Genomic DNA, 13,729 nt, shown 5'->3' with positions numbered 1-13,729 from the left:
GCCGTTTGATCTTGATCCCAGGCACTCCGGGCTCGGTCGCGAAGTCGCGGCTTCGCGGCGCTCAGGGCTCAGGGCTCAGCCATAACGCCGACGATGAGTACGCCCTACAACTCCAGTAGGGCACATGACGCCACAGGCGTTATCCGCCCTACGCAAGCTGCTCACCATCGAGACTGACGATGTCGATCAACCTGCCCGCCCCCGACCACGAATTCCACTACACCCGCCGCGACTTCCAGCAGGTGCGCGAACGGCTGTACCGGCACGCCGGCATCAGCCTCTCGGAGAACAAGGAACAACTGGTCTACAGCCGCCTTTCCCGGCGTCTGCGCAGCCTGCGGCTGAACAGCTTCGCCGAGTACTTCGCCTACCTGGAGAACCACGAGGAAGAGTGGCAACTGTTCGTCAACGCGCTGACCACCAACCTCACCGCCTTCTTCCGCGAGCGCCACCACTTCGAACACCTGGCGCGCTTCGCCGACGAGCAGCTGCTCGACCACCGCCCGCTGCGCGTCTGGTCGGCCGCGTCGAGCACCGGCGAAGAGCCCTACTCCATCGCCATGACGCTGGTGGACGCCCTGGGCAGCTTCACGCCGCCGGTGCAGATCATCGCCTCGGACATCGACACCGGAGTGCTGCACAGCGCCCGCCAGGGCATCTACCCGCTGGAGCGCCTGGAAGCACTGAGCACCTCGCAGAAGCGGCGCTTCTTCCTGCGCGGCACCGGCGCCAACGCCGGCAAGGCGCGGGTGGTCGGCGAGCTGCGGCAACTGGTGGAGTTCCGCCAGATCAACCTGCTCGACGCCAACTGGGGCATAGCCGGCGGGCTCGACGCGATCTTCTGCCGCAACGTGATGATCTACTTCGACAAGCCGACCCAGACCCGCCTGCTCGAACGCATGGTCGGCCTGCTGCGGCCCGGCGGGGTACTGTTCGCCGGGCACTCGGAGAACTTCGTCCACGCCGCCCACCTAGTGCGCTCGGTGGGCCGCACCACCTACCAGGCGGCGAGAACCGTCTGAGATGAGCCAGCTCAACCGCTATTACGATCCGCGCTTCGGCCTGGACGCAGTGAAGCTGCTGCCCGGCGAATGCTTCGTCACCGACGAGGAGCTGATGATCGTCACCGTGCTCGGCTCCTGCGTCTCGGTCTGCCTGCGCGACCGCAGCCTGGGACTGGGCGGGATGAACCATTTCATGCTGCCCGGCGACACCGGCGCCAACAGCCTGCTGACCAGCTCCGGGCGCTACGGCGTGCACGCCATGGACCTGCTGATCAACGGCCTGATGCGCCGTGGCGCGCAGCGCCGCAACTTCGAGGCCAAGGTGTTCGGCGGCGGCTCTGTGCTGCAGAACCTCAGCGCCGAAGTGGGCCAGCGCAACGTCGAGTTCGTCCTCGACTACCTGAGCGCCGAGGGCATTCCGGTGCTCGCCCAGGACCTGCTCGACGTGCACCCGCGCAAGGTCTACTACTTCCCCGGCAGCGGCCGGGTACTGGTGCGCAAACTGCGCGCGCTGGCCAACGACACGCTGTTGCAGCGCGAGCGACAGTACCGCCAGCAGCTGTCGCGGCAGACACGCGGCGGCACCATCGATCTGTTCTGAAGGAGGACGTCATGGCGGTCAGGGTTCTGGTGGTGGACGATTCGGCGCTGGTCCGCAGCCTGCTCAAGGACATCATCCAGGGCGACCCGGAGCTGCAACTGGTGGGCCTGGCGCCAGATGCCTTCGCCGCCCGCGACCTGATCAAGCAGCACTCGCCGGACGTGATCACCCTCGACGTGGAAATGCCGCGCATGGACGGCCTGACCTTCCTCGACAAGCTGATGAAGGGCCGACCCACTCCTGTGCTGATGATTTCCTCGCTCACCGAGAAAGGCTCCGAAGCCACCCTGCGCGCCCTGGAGCTGGGCGCCATCGACTTCATCGCCAAGCCGCGCCTGGGCATTGCCGAAGGCATGCAGGCCTACACCGAGGAAATCCGCGCCAAGCTCAAGACCGCCGCCCGTGCGCGGATGCGCAGGCCCAGCGCCTCGGCCATGGCGAGCGTCGCGGCTGGCGGGCCGCTGCTGAGCACCGAGAAGATCATCGCCATCGGCGCCTCCACCGGCGGCACCGAGGCGATCAAGGAAGTGTTGCTGGGACTGCCGCCGGACTGTCCCGGCACCGTGGTCACCCTGCACATGCCGCCGGGCTTCACCAGGTCCTATGCCGAGCGCCTGGACCGCCAGACCCGCCTGTCCGTGCGCGAGGCCCGCGACGGCGACCGCGTCCTCCCCGGCCACGTACTCATCGCCCCCGGCGACTTCCACATGGAAGTGCGCCGCAGCGGCGCCAACTACGTGGTGCACCTGCAGCACGAGGCGGCGGTCAACGGCCACCGGCCGGCGGTGGACGTGATGTTCGACTCCCTCGCCCGCTGCGCCGGACGCAACCTGCTGGCGGCGCTGCTCACCGGCATGGGCAAGGACGGCGCACGGGGCCTGCTGGCGATCCGCCAGGCCGGCGGCCACACCGTCGCCCAGGACGAAGCCAGCTGTGTGGTCTACGGCATGCCCCGCGAGGCGGTGGAGCTGGGCGCGGCGAAGGAAGTCCTGCCGCTGGAACGCATCGCTGCGGCCCTCCTACACCAGGCTCGACAGAGCGGCGGCGGAAATCGCGTCTAGTAGCGCACGAAATCAGAACGCCACCTGAGCGATCTTTCAGACAGTGACTAGACTCTCCAGTCGATAGCGTGACGCCAAAATTATGGCGTTGCGCCATTAATTTGGTTTGATTGTGCCGGTATACAAACTGCACAATTGAGCTTTCGCCAAAAGACCGGCAGACGGCGGGCGACGAGGGGAACTGAGAGAGCCATGGCGGCAAGATGGGGGTTGCGCGGTAAATCGGTGGTGGCATTGCTCATCGCCTGTCTTCTGGCGTTGGTACCGGCGGTGTTGCTGGGCTGGAAGGCCATGGAGGACATCCGCACGCATTTCGGCCTCGCCTTTGCGAGAAACTTCACCCTGCTCAACCAACAGAAGATCATCGCTCCGGTGATTCGCGAGCTTGCGCTGTCGCGGCGGCTGGCCGAGTCCGTGGTGACCCAGGACTGGATGCTCGCCGAGAACAATCCGGCGCGCCGCTCGCTGTTCTTCCGCGAAGCCGAGGGCTTCCGCGCCGACCAGCACAACTACTCCTACTTCGTGGTGGTGAACGCCTCGCACCACTACTACTTCAACGACTCCAATTCGCCGCTGTCCAACTCGCCGCGCTACACCCTGAGCCAGGACGACCCGAAGGACGCCTGGTACTTCGAGACCCTGGCGCGCGACGAGCCGTACAACATCAACGTCGACTACAACGAGAAGCTCAAGGTCACCAAGGTCTGGTTCAACATGGTGGTCCGCTCCGGCAACGAGAAGGTCGGCCTGGCCGGCGGCGGCCTGGACCTCACCGAGTTCCTCGACCAGTTCATCTCGCGCCGCGAAGCCGGGGTGACGCCGATGATCGTCGCCCCCGACGGCGCCATCCAGGCACACCCGGACACGAACATGATCGCCTACTCCTCCGGCGCCGGCGCCAAGGCGCAGCACCGCGTGTTCGACCTGCTGGGCAACGACCGCGAACGCGACGCCCTGCGCCAGACTCTGCGCCAGGCCGAGGCCAACCCCGGCGAAGTCGAGATGATGTGGGCGACGGTGGATGGCAAGAACCAGCTGCTGGCCATGGCCTACATCCCTCAACTGCGCTGGCACGTGCTCAGCGTCATCGACCTGCACGCCGCGCAGGTGCTCGACAGCCGCTGGATGTGGCCGCTGGTGGGTACCCTCGCCGGGCTGCTGGCGATCCTGCTGATCGGCTTCGCCTACACCGTCGACCTGCTGGTGCTGCGCCCGCTGCGCGGCCTCAAGCAATCGGCCAAGGCAATTGCCGCCGGCCAGTACGACAGCCCGCTGCCGCGCACCCGCCCGGACGAGATCGGCGAACTGTCCTCCGCCTTCGCCAGCATGGCCGACCAGGTGCGCCGGCATACCGAGGAACTGGAAGACAAGGTGCAGCAGCGCACCCAGGCGCTGGAAGCCGCCAACCGCGAGATGGCCGCCGCGCAGAAGAAGATCGGCGACTCCATCGACTACGCCAGCCTGATCCAGCGCGCCATCCTCCCCGACCGCCAGCTGCAGAAATCCCTGGGCGAGCACCACTTCGTCCTGTGGAAACCGCGCGACGTGGTCGGCGGCGACTTCTACATCTACCGCGAAGGGCCCCGCGACAGCCTGATCGGCGTGGTCGACTGCGCCGGCCACGGCGTGCCCGGCGCGCTGATGACCATGCTCGCCCTGGCCGCCATCGACCACGCGGTGGACAGCGTGAAGAGCCACGACCCGGCCGCCATCCTGCGCGAGACCGACCACGTCATGCGCGGCATGCTCAGCGAGGAACAGGTCACCCGCTCCCTGGCCACCAACATGGACGCCGGGCTCGTGCGCGTCGACCACGGCCGCCGCCTGCTGCATTTCGCCGGCGCGAAGATCTCCCTGTTCGCCAGCGACGGCACCGACGTGCGCGAATACAAGGGCGCGCGCCGCGCCATCGGCGACAAGCGCCAGGGCGACTACCAGGACGTCGAGATCCCCATGGAAGCGGGCTGGACCTACTACCTGTGCACCGACGGCTTCCTCGACCAGGCCGGCGGCGAACACGGCTTCGGCTTCGGCAACAGCCGCTTCGCCGACATGCTGCGCAGCCACGCACGCAGGCCGCTGGCCGAGCAGGCGGACGTATTCGCCGCGACCCTGGCCCAGTACCAGGGCGAGCGGCCGCAGCGCGACGACATCACCATCCTCTCCTTCCGATTCGACTAGGGGTATTCCATGGAATCGCTAGATCTGTTGGCCATGCGCGAGAGCTTCACCCGGCAACGCATCCTGCTCTGCTTCAACGGCCCCATCTCGCGCAGCCTGATCGAGGAAATCGGTCACGCCCTGCGCAACTACCTGCAAGCCGAACAGGCGCATCCCAGCGAAGCCATGGACGTGTTCGCGGTGTACATCGAGATGACCCAGAACATCCGTCATTACGCCGCCGTGCGCGGCTACGGCGAGCAGGAAGCCTCGGCCACCGTCGCCATCGCCCGTAATGACGAAGGCCACTACGTGGTCTCCGCCGGCAACCTGGTGGAGATCGAGGACGGCCGCAGCCTGGTGCGCAGCATCGAGGCCATCGCCGGGCTCGACAAGGTCCAGCTCAAGGCCGCCTACAAGGAACAACTGCGCCGCCCGCGCGATGCCGAAGCCACCTCCGGCGCAGGCCTGGGCCTCTTGGACATCGCCCGCAAATCCAGCGCGCCGCTCAAGACTTCCCTCACCGAACAACCCGATGGCCGCGCCTTCTTCAGCCTGCGCGCCGTGATCTGAACCTGCGAATTCAGGAACACCCAGCCATGACCGAGCTCAACATTTCAGGAACCCAGTCCACCCCCTCGATCCACGGCGACTGGCAGGCCGGCACCCTCACGATGCAGGGCGACTCCTACCCGGAAAACTCCTATGAACTGTTCGGCCAGGTGATCGAATGGGTCGAGCGCTTCCTCGCCCAGGCCCAGCGCCCGCTCGCCCTCGACCTGCGCCTGCTGTACCTCAACACCAGCTCCATCAAGGCCATGATGGACATCTTCGACCTGCTCGAAGAAGCCCACCGCGACGGCCGCGTAGCCACCGTCACCTGGCACTACGACCGCCGCAACGAGCGCGTCGCCGAGCTGGCCGAGGAATTCCGCGAGGACTGTACCTTCCCGTTCGTCATCCAAGCCTACGACGAGTAAGAGCCATGACAAGCGAGCGCGAGCTGGACCTGCTGATCGACGAATTGCTGGCCGATCCTCAGTACGAAGGGCACCCCCTGCGCGAGGCCCTGTACCTGAAACACCAGCAATCGCTCGACCAGCTCGCGCGCCTGGAGCGCATCGCGAAGATTTCCGACGGCTTCCAGTCCATGGCCCGGGCGCAGAACAGCACCTTGTCCGAGCGCTACCACAAGCAGCTGCGCCAGCTGGAAAAGGTCGCGCGCATCTCCGACCGCTACCAGAACATGATGCGCGACCTGAACATCGCCCTGCGCGAAGCCTCCACCCACGACCCGCTCACCGGCATCGCCAACCGCCGCCTGCTGATGGAGCGCCTGCGCGAAGAAAGCGAGCGCGCCCAGCGCAACCGAGAAACCTACGTCCTGGCCATGCTCGACGTGGACCGTTTCAAGCAGGTCAACGACACCTGGGGCCACGATATCGGCGACCGCGTGCTGGTGGAAATCGGCCGCGCCATGCAGGCCGCGCTGCGCCAGTACGACCTTTGCGGGCGCTGGGGCGGCGAGGAATTCCTCATCCTCCTCCCGGAAACCCGCCTGACCGACGCCGCCGCCATCATCGAGCGCGTGCGCAGCGACATCCGCTGCCTCGTCGTACGCGTCGGCACCGAAGCCCTCTCCGTCACTGCCAGCTTCGGCGTGGCCGAACACCAGCCCGGTGAAAGCTACTCGCAGACCGTCAGCCGCGCCGACGCGGCGCTGCTCGACGCCAAGCGCAGCGGACGGGACAAGTGCGAGTTCGCGCAGGGGTGAGCTGAAGCAACGCACCGGTGTGCTTCACTCTTCTGGCATCTGTTGCCAGCTCCGATTAAGGTCCATGGACCGCCAGGAAAGGATGCAACATGGCTATCAAGACCCCCGTTCCCTGCCAGCAGAAGCACCTCGCCGTCCTGATTGACGCCGACAACGCCCCCGCCGCCATCGTCGAAGGGCTGTTCGAAGAGATCGCCAAGTACGGCGTCGCCAGCGTAAAGCGCATCTACGGTGACTGGACCAAGCCACAACTGGGCAAGTGGAAGCAGGTGCTGCTGGACCACTCCATCCAGCCGATGCAGCAGTTCGCCTATACCAGTGGCAAGAACGCCACCGACAGCGCGCTGATCATCGACGCCATGGACCTGCTGTACACCCGTCGTTTCGATGGCTTCTGCCTGGTCTCCAGCGACAGCGACTTCACCCGCCTGGCCGCGCGGCTGCGCGAGGAAGGGCTGACCGTCTACGGCTTCGGCGAGGAAAAGACACCAAAGCCCTTCGTCTCTGCCTGCGACAAGTTCGTCTATACGGAGATCCTGCGCGCCACGCCGGAGACGCTGGCCGAGCCGCCCGCGGCCAGCGATAGATCGGCCGCCCCTAATGTCGAAGATGCGCCCAAGCCAGCCGCCAAACCGAAACCTCAGAAGGTTCCGCTCGAATTCATCGCCAAGGTGCTTGATGACATCGCCGACGACGATGACGACTGGGTACATTTGGGCGCGCTTGGTCAGAACATCAGCAAACTGCGCCCTGCATTCGACTCACGCCTGTACGGCTTCAAGAAGCTCAGCGACCTGATCAAGGGACACCCGAAGCGCTTCGAGCTTCAGGCCAGGGGCGGTGCCAACGGTGGAAGCAAAGACTTCTACGTGCGCAACGTCAGCACCGCGCACTGAGGCGGCGCGACGAATCCGGGCATCTGCCACAGCTCAACACCCGGTGCGTAGTGAGCGGCTAGAGTACCTCCAGATGACGGCCAGGGAAGCCCACATGCGCCCCCTCTTGATTTCAATGCTCATGCTACTCGCCACCAGCATTGCCCACGCCGGTACCCTGCGTTGCGGTACCAGCCTGATCAACGAAGGCGACCCGATGGACGAGGTGCTCGCCAAGTGCGGGCAGCCGGACAAGCGCGCCATCGTCCCGCCGACTCCGCCCCGACGCGGGCAGGACGGCGAGATCATCCCCGGCAGCCCGCAACTGGAAACCTGGATGTACGGCCCCGCCAACGGTGCCTATCGCTACCTGCGCTTCCGTGACACCACGCTCGAGCTGATACGGACTTCACGCAAGGAGGAAATTTGAGAGGCCTCCTCCCCCGAACGAGGGCGGTATGTGCTGGGTAGCTCCCTCAGCCGGCACGGAACGCGCCCTCTCCCTCCAAGAGAGGGCCCGGGTGGCGGCTGCCCCGACACGAATGGCGCAGGTGCCGCCTCTCCCGGGGCCTAGTCTTTGTGCGCCGCACCCTCCGCTACCAAAGGCATCTACCCATCGGGGCGGCATCTCCCTAGACTGGTCGCCTTCGCCAATCCGGAGGGCACCATGCAAACCACCTTCAACTTCACCCTCGGCGTCGACCCTCGCGCGCGCGAGGTAGTCGTCCAGGGCCTGCTCGCCTACAACTTCGAGCAGATGGGCCGCAGCAACACCTACGACGACTTCGAGCTCTACGCCCGCGACGAGCAGGGCGACGTGGTCGGCGGCATGTTCGGCCAATCGGGCATGGGCTGGCTCTACATCGACTACCTCTGGCTGCCGGGCGACCAGCGCGGCAACGGCCTCGGCGCCCAGCTCATCGCCCACGCCGAAGCGGAAGCCCGCCGCCGTGGCTGCGTAGGGGTGTTCCTCTACACCTACAGCTTCCAGGCGCCGGGCTTCTATGAGAAGCAGGGCTTCGAGCGCATGGGCGTGCTGGAAGATTGCCCGCCGGGGCATCAGCGGATTTACCTGAAGAAGCATTTCGGCTGATCGCCGATGGGGCTCGCTTCTACGCGGCGCGATGAACTCCCGTAGGAGCGGACTCCGTCCGCGATGCACTTGTAGGGCGCATAACGCCTAAAGCGTTATCCGCCGTCCTGGTCGGTGTTTCTGCGCCGCTTCGGCGTGTGCTGAGAGATTTTGTTTCGCCCCCTCGGGCGAGTCCCTTTTGGGGCCCCAAAAGGAACCAAAAAGGCCCGTCCCGACATCCGGGTCCGGCTTCGCCGGACTCCCCTCCTTCCGGTATCGCTCCGAGGGTCGGCGTAGAAGGGCCATCCCTGGCCCTCTACGCCTCTCGCGGCATCCATGCCGCTCGCCCCTCTGCGCAATACCTCCACTCGGCCTCCTGACGGGACTCTGCGCGCGCCTATGACTCTGGCTGCTTCATGCAGGACTGATCTTCGTAGGATGGCGTAGAGCGAAGCGAAACCCATCACGGCGGATAACGCTGCGCGTTATTCGCCCTACGGGTATTCATCCCGCAACGTGGGTGCAGGGATGAGCCTTCGCGGACAAGGTCCGCTCCTACGAGGGCATACGCACCGCATAGCTCTGGCTCTGGCTTTAAAGACTTCCAGGGAAATCTCCGCACGCACCGGAGCGCCCCTTCAGGAGGCCGAGTGGAATCGGAGTTTCAGGGGTTGAGCGGCATGGATGCCGCGAGAGCCGCGATGGGCCAGGGATGGCCCTTCGCGGCGGGCCCCTGAAACTTCGATGGAGCGAGGGGACCCCGGCGAAGCCGGGGCCGGATGATGGGGCAAGACCTTTGCCCACTTTGGGTCGTTTGCCAAAGTGGGTCGCCCGAGGGGGCGAAACAAAAAGTCCCCGCGCACACAGAAGCGGCGCAGAAACACCCAAACCAGAGACGAAAAGCATCGCGGACAACGTCCGCTCCTACAGTCCTCCCGGAATCGGCCGGCTTGCTGGGAAATCCGCTCCATTTCTATCCTCCCGCCGTTACATTCCGTGACCCGGGTTTGGCGACCTGGTTGTTGATAGGCGCGATTGCGCCACAGGGTGCGTGCGAAAACGGCGTAAGTTTTTGCAGGCATTCGCACAACTGCAGAATTTTCTGCAACGCTAATGGCAGATCGCGCGGGGAGACCCTCGTGTCTGCCGGGTCCTATCAACCGGTTCGCCAACCCCGCGCGGTCTGCCTCCCTTCGTTTGGCGACGCAGGTGGCAGCTCATTCAATTGATAGGAGCTCCATCCATGCACGACGCATACACCCCAACCTTCTTCACCCGCCACAAACGCTTCCTGCGCGGCGTCATGATCGACAACCAGGCCTGGTTCGTCGCCTCGGACATCGCCCGCCTGCTCGCCTACCGCTTCCCTCACAGCATCCGCCACCGCTTCTACGATCACGAAGTCCGCACCGTCCAACTCGCGTACAGCACCGGCACGGAAGAGCAAACCGTGATGCTCAGCGAAGCCGCCGTATACAAGGCCCTGCTCCGCTTCGGCCACCCGAACTCGAAGCCCTCGACCGCTGGCTGACCCAGGACGTCATCCCAACCCTGCGCGACGAACGCGCACCGGAAACCGAAGCACCCCGACGCGTGATGCTCGCGTGGAATACGAAGCGATGGCTGCTGCTGAACTGGCAGGGCGGAATCTGGATGCGCTGGGAGGACGTGCCGAGACTCATCTGGTCCGACTAGCCCAAATGAAAAAGGGCCGGTCTTCCGACCGGCCCTTCTCGCTTACCTATCCACCATCAACCATTGCTGGGGAAGGCGAACTGCGCAGCTTCGTGCGACTTGCGCTGCGGCCAGCGCTGGGTGATGGCCTTGCGCTTGGTGTAGAAGCGCACGCCGTCCGGGCCGTAGGCGTGGAGGTCGCCGAACAGCGAACGCTTCCAGCCGCCGAAGCTGTGGTAGGCCACCGGTACCGGCAGCGGAACGTTGATGCCGACCATACCGACTTCGATCTCGTCGCAGAACAGGCGGGCCGCTTCACCGTCACGGGTGAACAGGCAGGTACCGTTGCCGTATTCGTGGTCGTTGATCAGCTTCATGGCGTCTTCGAGGCTGTTCACGCGGACGATGCACAGGACCGGGCCGAAGATTTCTTCCTTGTAGATGGTCATCTCGGGGGTCACCTGGTCGAACAGGGTGCCGCCGACGAAGAAGCCGTTCTCGTGACCGGCAACCTTGTAGCCACGGCCGTCCACCAGCAGCTTGGCGCCCTGCTCGACGCCGCTGTCGATGTAGCCGGTGACCTTGGCCTGCGCCGCGCCAGTGACCAGCGGGCCCATGTCGAGGCCGCAGGAGGTGCCGGCGCCGATCTTCAGGCCCTTGATCTGCGGGACGATCTTGTCGACCAGCGCGTCGGCGATCTGGTCGCCCACGCAGACGGCCACGGAGATGGCCATGCAGCGCTCGCCGCAGGAGCCGTAGGCCGCGCCCATCAGTGCGCTGACGGCGTTGTCCAGGTCACAGTCGGGCATCAGTACGGCGTGGTTCTTGGCGCCGCCCAGGGCCTGCACGCGCTTGCCGCGCTTGGTGCCTTCGGAATAGATGTACTCGGCGATCGGGGTCGAGCCGACGAAGCTCAGGGCTTTGACTTCCGGAGCCTCGATCAGCGCGTCCACGGCTTCCTTGTCGCCGTGCACGACGTTCAGCACGCCCTTGGGCAGGCCGGCTTCTTCGAACAGCTCGGCGATCAGCAGGGTGGAGCTCGGGTCACGCTCGGACGGCTTCAGCACGAAGGTGTTGCCGCAGGCGATGGCCAGCGGGTACATCCACAGCGGAACCATGGCCGGGAAGTTGAACGGGGTGATGCCGGCGACCACGCCGATGGGCTGGAAGTCGCTCCAGGCGTCGATGTTCGGGCCGACGTTGCGGGTGTATTCGCCCTTGAGGATTTCCGGGGCGGCGCAGGCGTATTCGACGTTCTCGATACCGCGCTTGAGTTCACCGGCGGCGTCTTCGAGGGTCTTGCCGTGTTCTTCGCTGATCAGCTGGACGATGCGCTGCTCGTTGGCTTCGAGCAGTTGCTTGAAGCGGAACAGGACCTGGGCACGCTTGGCCGGCGGGGTGTTGCGCCAGGCCGGGAAGGCGGCCTTGGCGGCGTCGATGGCCTTCTGCACGGTGGCGCGGCTGGCCAGGGGGACCTTGCGTACGGCTTCGCCGGTGGACGGGTTGAAGACGTCGGCGCTGCGGCCGGTGTCGGCGATCAGTTCGCCGCCGATCAGGTGCTTGACGGTGCTCATGGGTTGTCTCTTCTCGCTGAAAGTGTGGGGCGGGGTTCTTTCAAGAGCCCCTCTCCCTAGCCCTCTCCCTGAAGGGAGAGGGGATTGTTCGGTGTGAAGCGTGGGCTGCAAGGCACGCCGGCAGCCACTCTAGGGTGACTTGTCCCGGCATGCCTGCTTGCGTGCCCGCGCGCTCAGTGGTCGTGCGGCTGGCCGTCCTTGAGCTCGATCTCGATGAAGGCCACTTCGTGATCGCAGGGGTTGATCACGTTGTGTTCGGTACCGATCTGGCGGGTGTAGCTCTGGCCCAGGACCAGCGGCGCGCGCCGCTCGCCCTCGGGGGTTTCCAGCAGCAGCTCGCCGTTGGTCACCGGCACCACGACATATTCCATGCCGTGGCGGTGCCAGCCGGTCTCGGCACCGGGGGCGAAACGCCACTCGGTGACCAGGACCTTGTCGTTGTCGATCTGTACCGTGGGGACGGCCTTCGGACGTTCGCTCACTTAAGCCACCCCGTTGAGGGCGTCGCCGACGGCGCTGAACAGGCGGTCCAGGTCTTCAGGCTTGGCGTTGAAGGTCGGGCCGAACTGCAGGGTGTCGCCGCCGAAGCGCACGTAGAAGCCTTCTTTCCACAGCTTCATGCTGGCTTCGAACGGACGCACGATGGCGTCGCCGTCGCGGCCGGCGATCTGGATCGCGCCGGCCAGGCCGCAGTTGCGGATGTCGATGACGTTCTTCGCGCCCTTCAGGCCGTGGATGGCCTTCTCGAAGTACGGCGCCAGCTCCAGGGACTGTTGGATGAGGTTTTCCTTCTCCAGCAGGTCCAGCGCGGCGATGCCGGCGGCGCAGGCGACCGGGTGCGCGGAGTAGGTGTAGCCATGGCCGAATTCCACCGCGTATTCCGGCAGGTTCTGGCCCATGAAGGTGTCGTAGATTTCGCTGCTGGCGATCACCGCGCCCATGGGGATGGCGCCGTTGGTGACCTGCTTGGCGACGTTCATGATGTCCGGGGTCACGCCGAAGTATTCGGCGCCGGTGGCCTTGCCCATGCGGCCGAAGGCGGTGATCACTTCGTCGAAGATCAGCAGGATGTTGTGCTGGTCGCAGATTTCGCGCAGGCGCTGCAGGTAGCCCTTCGGCGGTACCAGTACGCCGGCGGAGCCGGACATCGGCTCGACGATGACGGCGGCGATGTTGGACGCGTCATGCAGTTCGATCAGCTTGAGCAGCTCGTTGGCCAGTTCGACGCCGCCGGTCTCGGCCATGCCCGGAGTGAAGGCCATGCCCGGCTGCAGGGTGTGCGGCAGGTGGTCGACATCCATCAGTTGGCCGAACATCTTGCGGTTGCCGCCGATGCCGCCCAGGGAGGTGCCGGCGACGTTCACGCCGTGGTAGCCACGGGCGCGGCCGATCAGCTTGGTCTTCTGCGACTGGCCTTTGATGCGCCAGTAGGCACGGGCCATCTTGATGGAGGTGTCGGCGCACTCGGAACCCGAGCCGGTGAAGAACACATGGTTCAGGTTGCCGGGGGTCATCTGGGCGATCTTCTCGGCCAGCTTGAAGGACAGCGGGTGGCCGTACTGGAAGCCCGGGGAGTAGTCGAGGGTGGTCAGCTGCTTGGACACCGCGTCGGCGATTTCCTTGCGCGAGTGGCCGGCGCCGCAGGTCCACAGGCCGGAGAGGCTGTCGTAGATCTTGCGGCCCTTGTCGTCGACCAGGTAGCTGCCTTCGGCGCCGACGATGATGCGCGGATCCTTGTGGAAGTTGCGGTTGGCGCTGAAGGGCATCCAGTGGGCCTTCAGGTTCAGTTCGCTGGCCACCGACGGGGTGACGTTCACGTGCTGGTTCATGGAGCTTGTCCTCGACGACAGTCTTGTTGGGCGCGCAGGCCGCGTCGTGCCTGCTGCGATAGCCCAAGATTGAGCCTGACTAAACGTGAGTTAAAGCCTATTCTT

The 13,729-nt window shown here is 65.4% G+C and carries 14 protein-coding genes; 11 read left to right on the top strand and 3 right to left on the bottom strand.

Annotation, left to right across the window (positions count from 1 at the left end; all coding sequences use genetic code 11):
* The first annotated feature begins 179 nt into the window (after positions 1 to 179).
* The 11 genes from O6P39_RS00690 to O6P39_RS00640 all read left to right on the top strand — a co-directional run bounded on the left by O6P39_RS00690 (position 180) and on the right by O6P39_RS00640 (position 10,078).
* Positions 180 to 1,022 (top strand): CheR family methyltransferase, encoded by an 843-nt coding sequence (locus O6P39_RS00690; RefSeq protein WP_275609579.1) that lies wholly within the window; start codon positions 180 to 182, stop codon positions 1,020 to 1,022.
* A gap of 1 nt (position 1,023) precedes the next feature.
* The gene (cheD, locus tag O6P39_RS00685) at positions 1,024 to 1,605 is read left to right on the top strand and encodes a chemoreceptor glutamine deamidase CheD (RefSeq protein ID WP_275609578.1); all 582 of its coding nucleotides are present in this window, start codon (positions 1,024 to 1,026) and stop codon (positions 1,603 to 1,605) included.
* An 11-nt stretch (positions 1,606 to 1,616) separates the two neighbouring features.
* Positions 1,617 to 2,666: a chemotaxis response regulator protein-glutamate methylesterase gene (locus O6P39_RS00680; RefSeq protein ID WP_275609577.1), complete on the top strand. Its 1,050-nt coding sequence runs from the start codon at positions 1,617 to 1,619 to the stop codon at positions 2,664 to 2,666.
* A 192-nt stretch (positions 2,667 to 2,858) separates the two neighbouring features.
* Positions 2,859 to 4,847 carry a biofilm regulation protein phosphatase SiaA gene (gene siaA / locus O6P39_RS00675; RefSeq protein ID WP_275609576.1) on the top strand — a complete coding sequence of 663 codons (1,989 nt, stop codon included), beginning with the start codon at positions 2,859 to 2,861 and terminating at the stop codon, positions 4,845 to 4,847.
* Between the two features lie 9 nt (positions 4,848 to 4,856).
* Complete coding sequence (gene siaB / locus O6P39_RS00670; RefSeq protein ID WP_275609575.1) at positions 4,857 to 5,399, top strand: biofilm regulation protein kinase SiaB; 543 nt, start codon at positions 4,857 to 4,859, stop codon at positions 5,397 to 5,399.
* Between the two features lie 26 nt (positions 5,400 to 5,425).
* Positions 5,426 to 5,806 carry a biofilm regulation phosphoprotein SiaC gene (gene siaC / locus O6P39_RS00665; RefSeq protein ID WP_275609574.1) on the top strand — a complete coding sequence of 127 codons (381 nt, stop codon included), beginning with the start codon at positions 5,426 to 5,428 and terminating at the stop codon, positions 5,804 to 5,806.
* A gap of 5 nt (positions 5,807 to 5,811) precedes the next feature.
* On the top strand, positions 5,812 to 6,600 hold the full coding sequence (siaD, locus tag O6P39_RS00660; RefSeq protein ID WP_275609573.1) for a biofilm regulation diguanylate cyclase SiaD: 789 nt from the start codon (positions 5,812 to 5,814) through the stop codon (positions 6,598 to 6,600).
* 89 nt (positions 6,601 to 6,689) lie between these two features.
* A complete protein-coding gene (locus tag O6P39_RS00655) occupies positions 6,690 to 7,496 on the top strand; it encodes an NYN domain-containing protein (protein ID WP_275609572.1) in 807 nt (268 codons plus the stop codon).
* Between the two features lie 94 nt (positions 7,497 to 7,590).
* The gene (locus tag O6P39_RS00650; RefSeq protein ID WP_275609571.1) at positions 7,591 to 7,905 is read left to right on the top strand and encodes a DUF2845 domain-containing protein; all 315 of its coding nucleotides are present in this window, start codon (positions 7,591 to 7,593) and stop codon (positions 7,903 to 7,905) included.
* Between the two features lie 237 nt (positions 7,906 to 8,142).
* Positions 8,143 to 8,568, top strand: coding sequence for a GNAT family N-acetyltransferase (locus tag O6P39_RS00645; RefSeq protein WP_275609570.1), 426 nt, complete (start codon positions 8,143 to 8,145; stop codon positions 8,566 to 8,568).
* A gap of 1,222 nt (positions 8,569 to 9,790) precedes the next feature.
* Positions 9,791 to 10,078, top strand: coding sequence for a BRO family protein (locus O6P39_RS00640; RefSeq protein ID WP_275609569.1), 288 nt, complete (start codon positions 9,791 to 9,793; stop codon positions 10,076 to 10,078).
* 220 nt (positions 10,079 to 10,298) lie between these two features.
* Here O6P39_RS00640 and O6P39_RS00635 read toward each other — a convergent pair whose 3' ends face one another.
* The 3 genes from O6P39_RS00635 to O6P39_RS00625 form a co-directional block, all read right to left on the bottom strand.
* A complete protein-coding gene (locus tag O6P39_RS00635; RefSeq protein ID WP_275609568.1) occupies positions 10,299 to 11,795 on the bottom strand; it encodes a CoA-acylating methylmalonate-semialdehyde dehydrogenase in 1,497 nt (498 codons plus the stop codon).
* A gap of 173 nt (positions 11,796 to 11,968) precedes the next feature.
* Positions 11,969 to 12,277, bottom strand: a complete 309-nt coding sequence (locus tag O6P39_RS00630; RefSeq protein ID WP_275609567.1) for a cupin domain-containing protein — start codon at positions 12,275 to 12,277, stop codon at positions 11,969 to 11,971.
* Positions 12,278 to 13,624, bottom strand: a complete 1,347-nt coding sequence (locus O6P39_RS00625; protein WP_275609566.1) for an aspartate aminotransferase family protein — start codon at positions 13,622 to 13,624, stop codon at positions 12,278 to 12,280.
* Between the last annotated feature and the right edge of the window lie 105 nt (positions 13,625 to 13,729).

This window comes from Pseudomonas sp. PSE14 (genome assembly GCF_029203285.1).
GTDB lineage: Bacteria > Pseudomonadota > Gammaproteobacteria > Pseudomonadales > Pseudomonadaceae > Pseudomonas.
Note: the sequence above shows the minus strand (reverse complement) of the source record. Positions and strands in the feature narration are given on the sequence as shown.

Bases quoted from the DNA above. Each gene is read 5' to 3' on its own strand.
- O6P39_RS00690 (WP_275609579.1), top strand. From the start codon at position 180: ATGTCGATCAACCTGCCCGCCCCCGACCACGAATTCCACTACACCCGC.
- cheD (WP_275609578.1), top strand. From the start codon at position 1,024: ATGAGCCAGCTCAACCGCTATTACGATCCGCGCTTCGGCCTGGACGCA.
- O6P39_RS00680 (WP_275609577.1), top strand. From the start codon at position 1,617: ATGGCGGTCAGGGTTCTGGTGGTGGACGATTCGGCGCTGGTCCGCAGC.
- siaA (WP_275609576.1), top strand. From the start codon at position 2,859: ATGGCGGCAAGATGGGGGTTGCGCGGTAAATCGGTGGTGGCATTGCTC.
- siaB (WP_275609575.1), top strand. From the start codon at position 4,857: ATGGAATCGCTAGATCTGTTGGCCATGCGCGAGAGCTTCACCCGGCAA.
- siaC (WP_275609574.1), top strand. From the start codon at position 5,426: ATGACCGAGCTCAACATTTCAGGAACCCAGTCCACCCCCTCGATCCAC.
- siaD (WP_275609573.1), top strand. From the start codon at position 5,812: ATGACAAGCGAGCGCGAGCTGGACCTGCTGATCGACGAATTGCTGGCC.
- O6P39_RS00655 (WP_275609572.1), top strand. From the start codon at position 6,690: ATGGCTATCAAGACCCCCGTTCCCTGCCAGCAGAAGCACCTCGCCGTC.
- O6P39_RS00650 (WP_275609571.1), top strand. From the start codon at position 7,591: ATGCGCCCCCTCTTGATTTCAATGCTCATGCTACTCGCCACCAGCATT.
- O6P39_RS00645 (WP_275609570.1), top strand. From the start codon at position 8,143: ATGCAAACCACCTTCAACTTCACCCTCGGCGTCGACCCTCGCGCGCGC.
- O6P39_RS00640 (WP_275609569.1), top strand. From the start codon at position 9,791: ATGCACGACGCATACACCCCAACCTTCTTCACCCGCCACAAACGCTTC.
- O6P39_RS00635 (WP_275609568.1), bottom strand. From the start codon at position 11,795: ATGAGCACCGTCAAGCACCTGATCGGCGGCGAACTGATCGCCGACACC.
- O6P39_RS00625 (WP_275609566.1), bottom strand. From the start codon at position 13,624: ATGAACCAGCACGTGAACGTCACCCCGTCGGTGGCCAGCGAACTGAAC.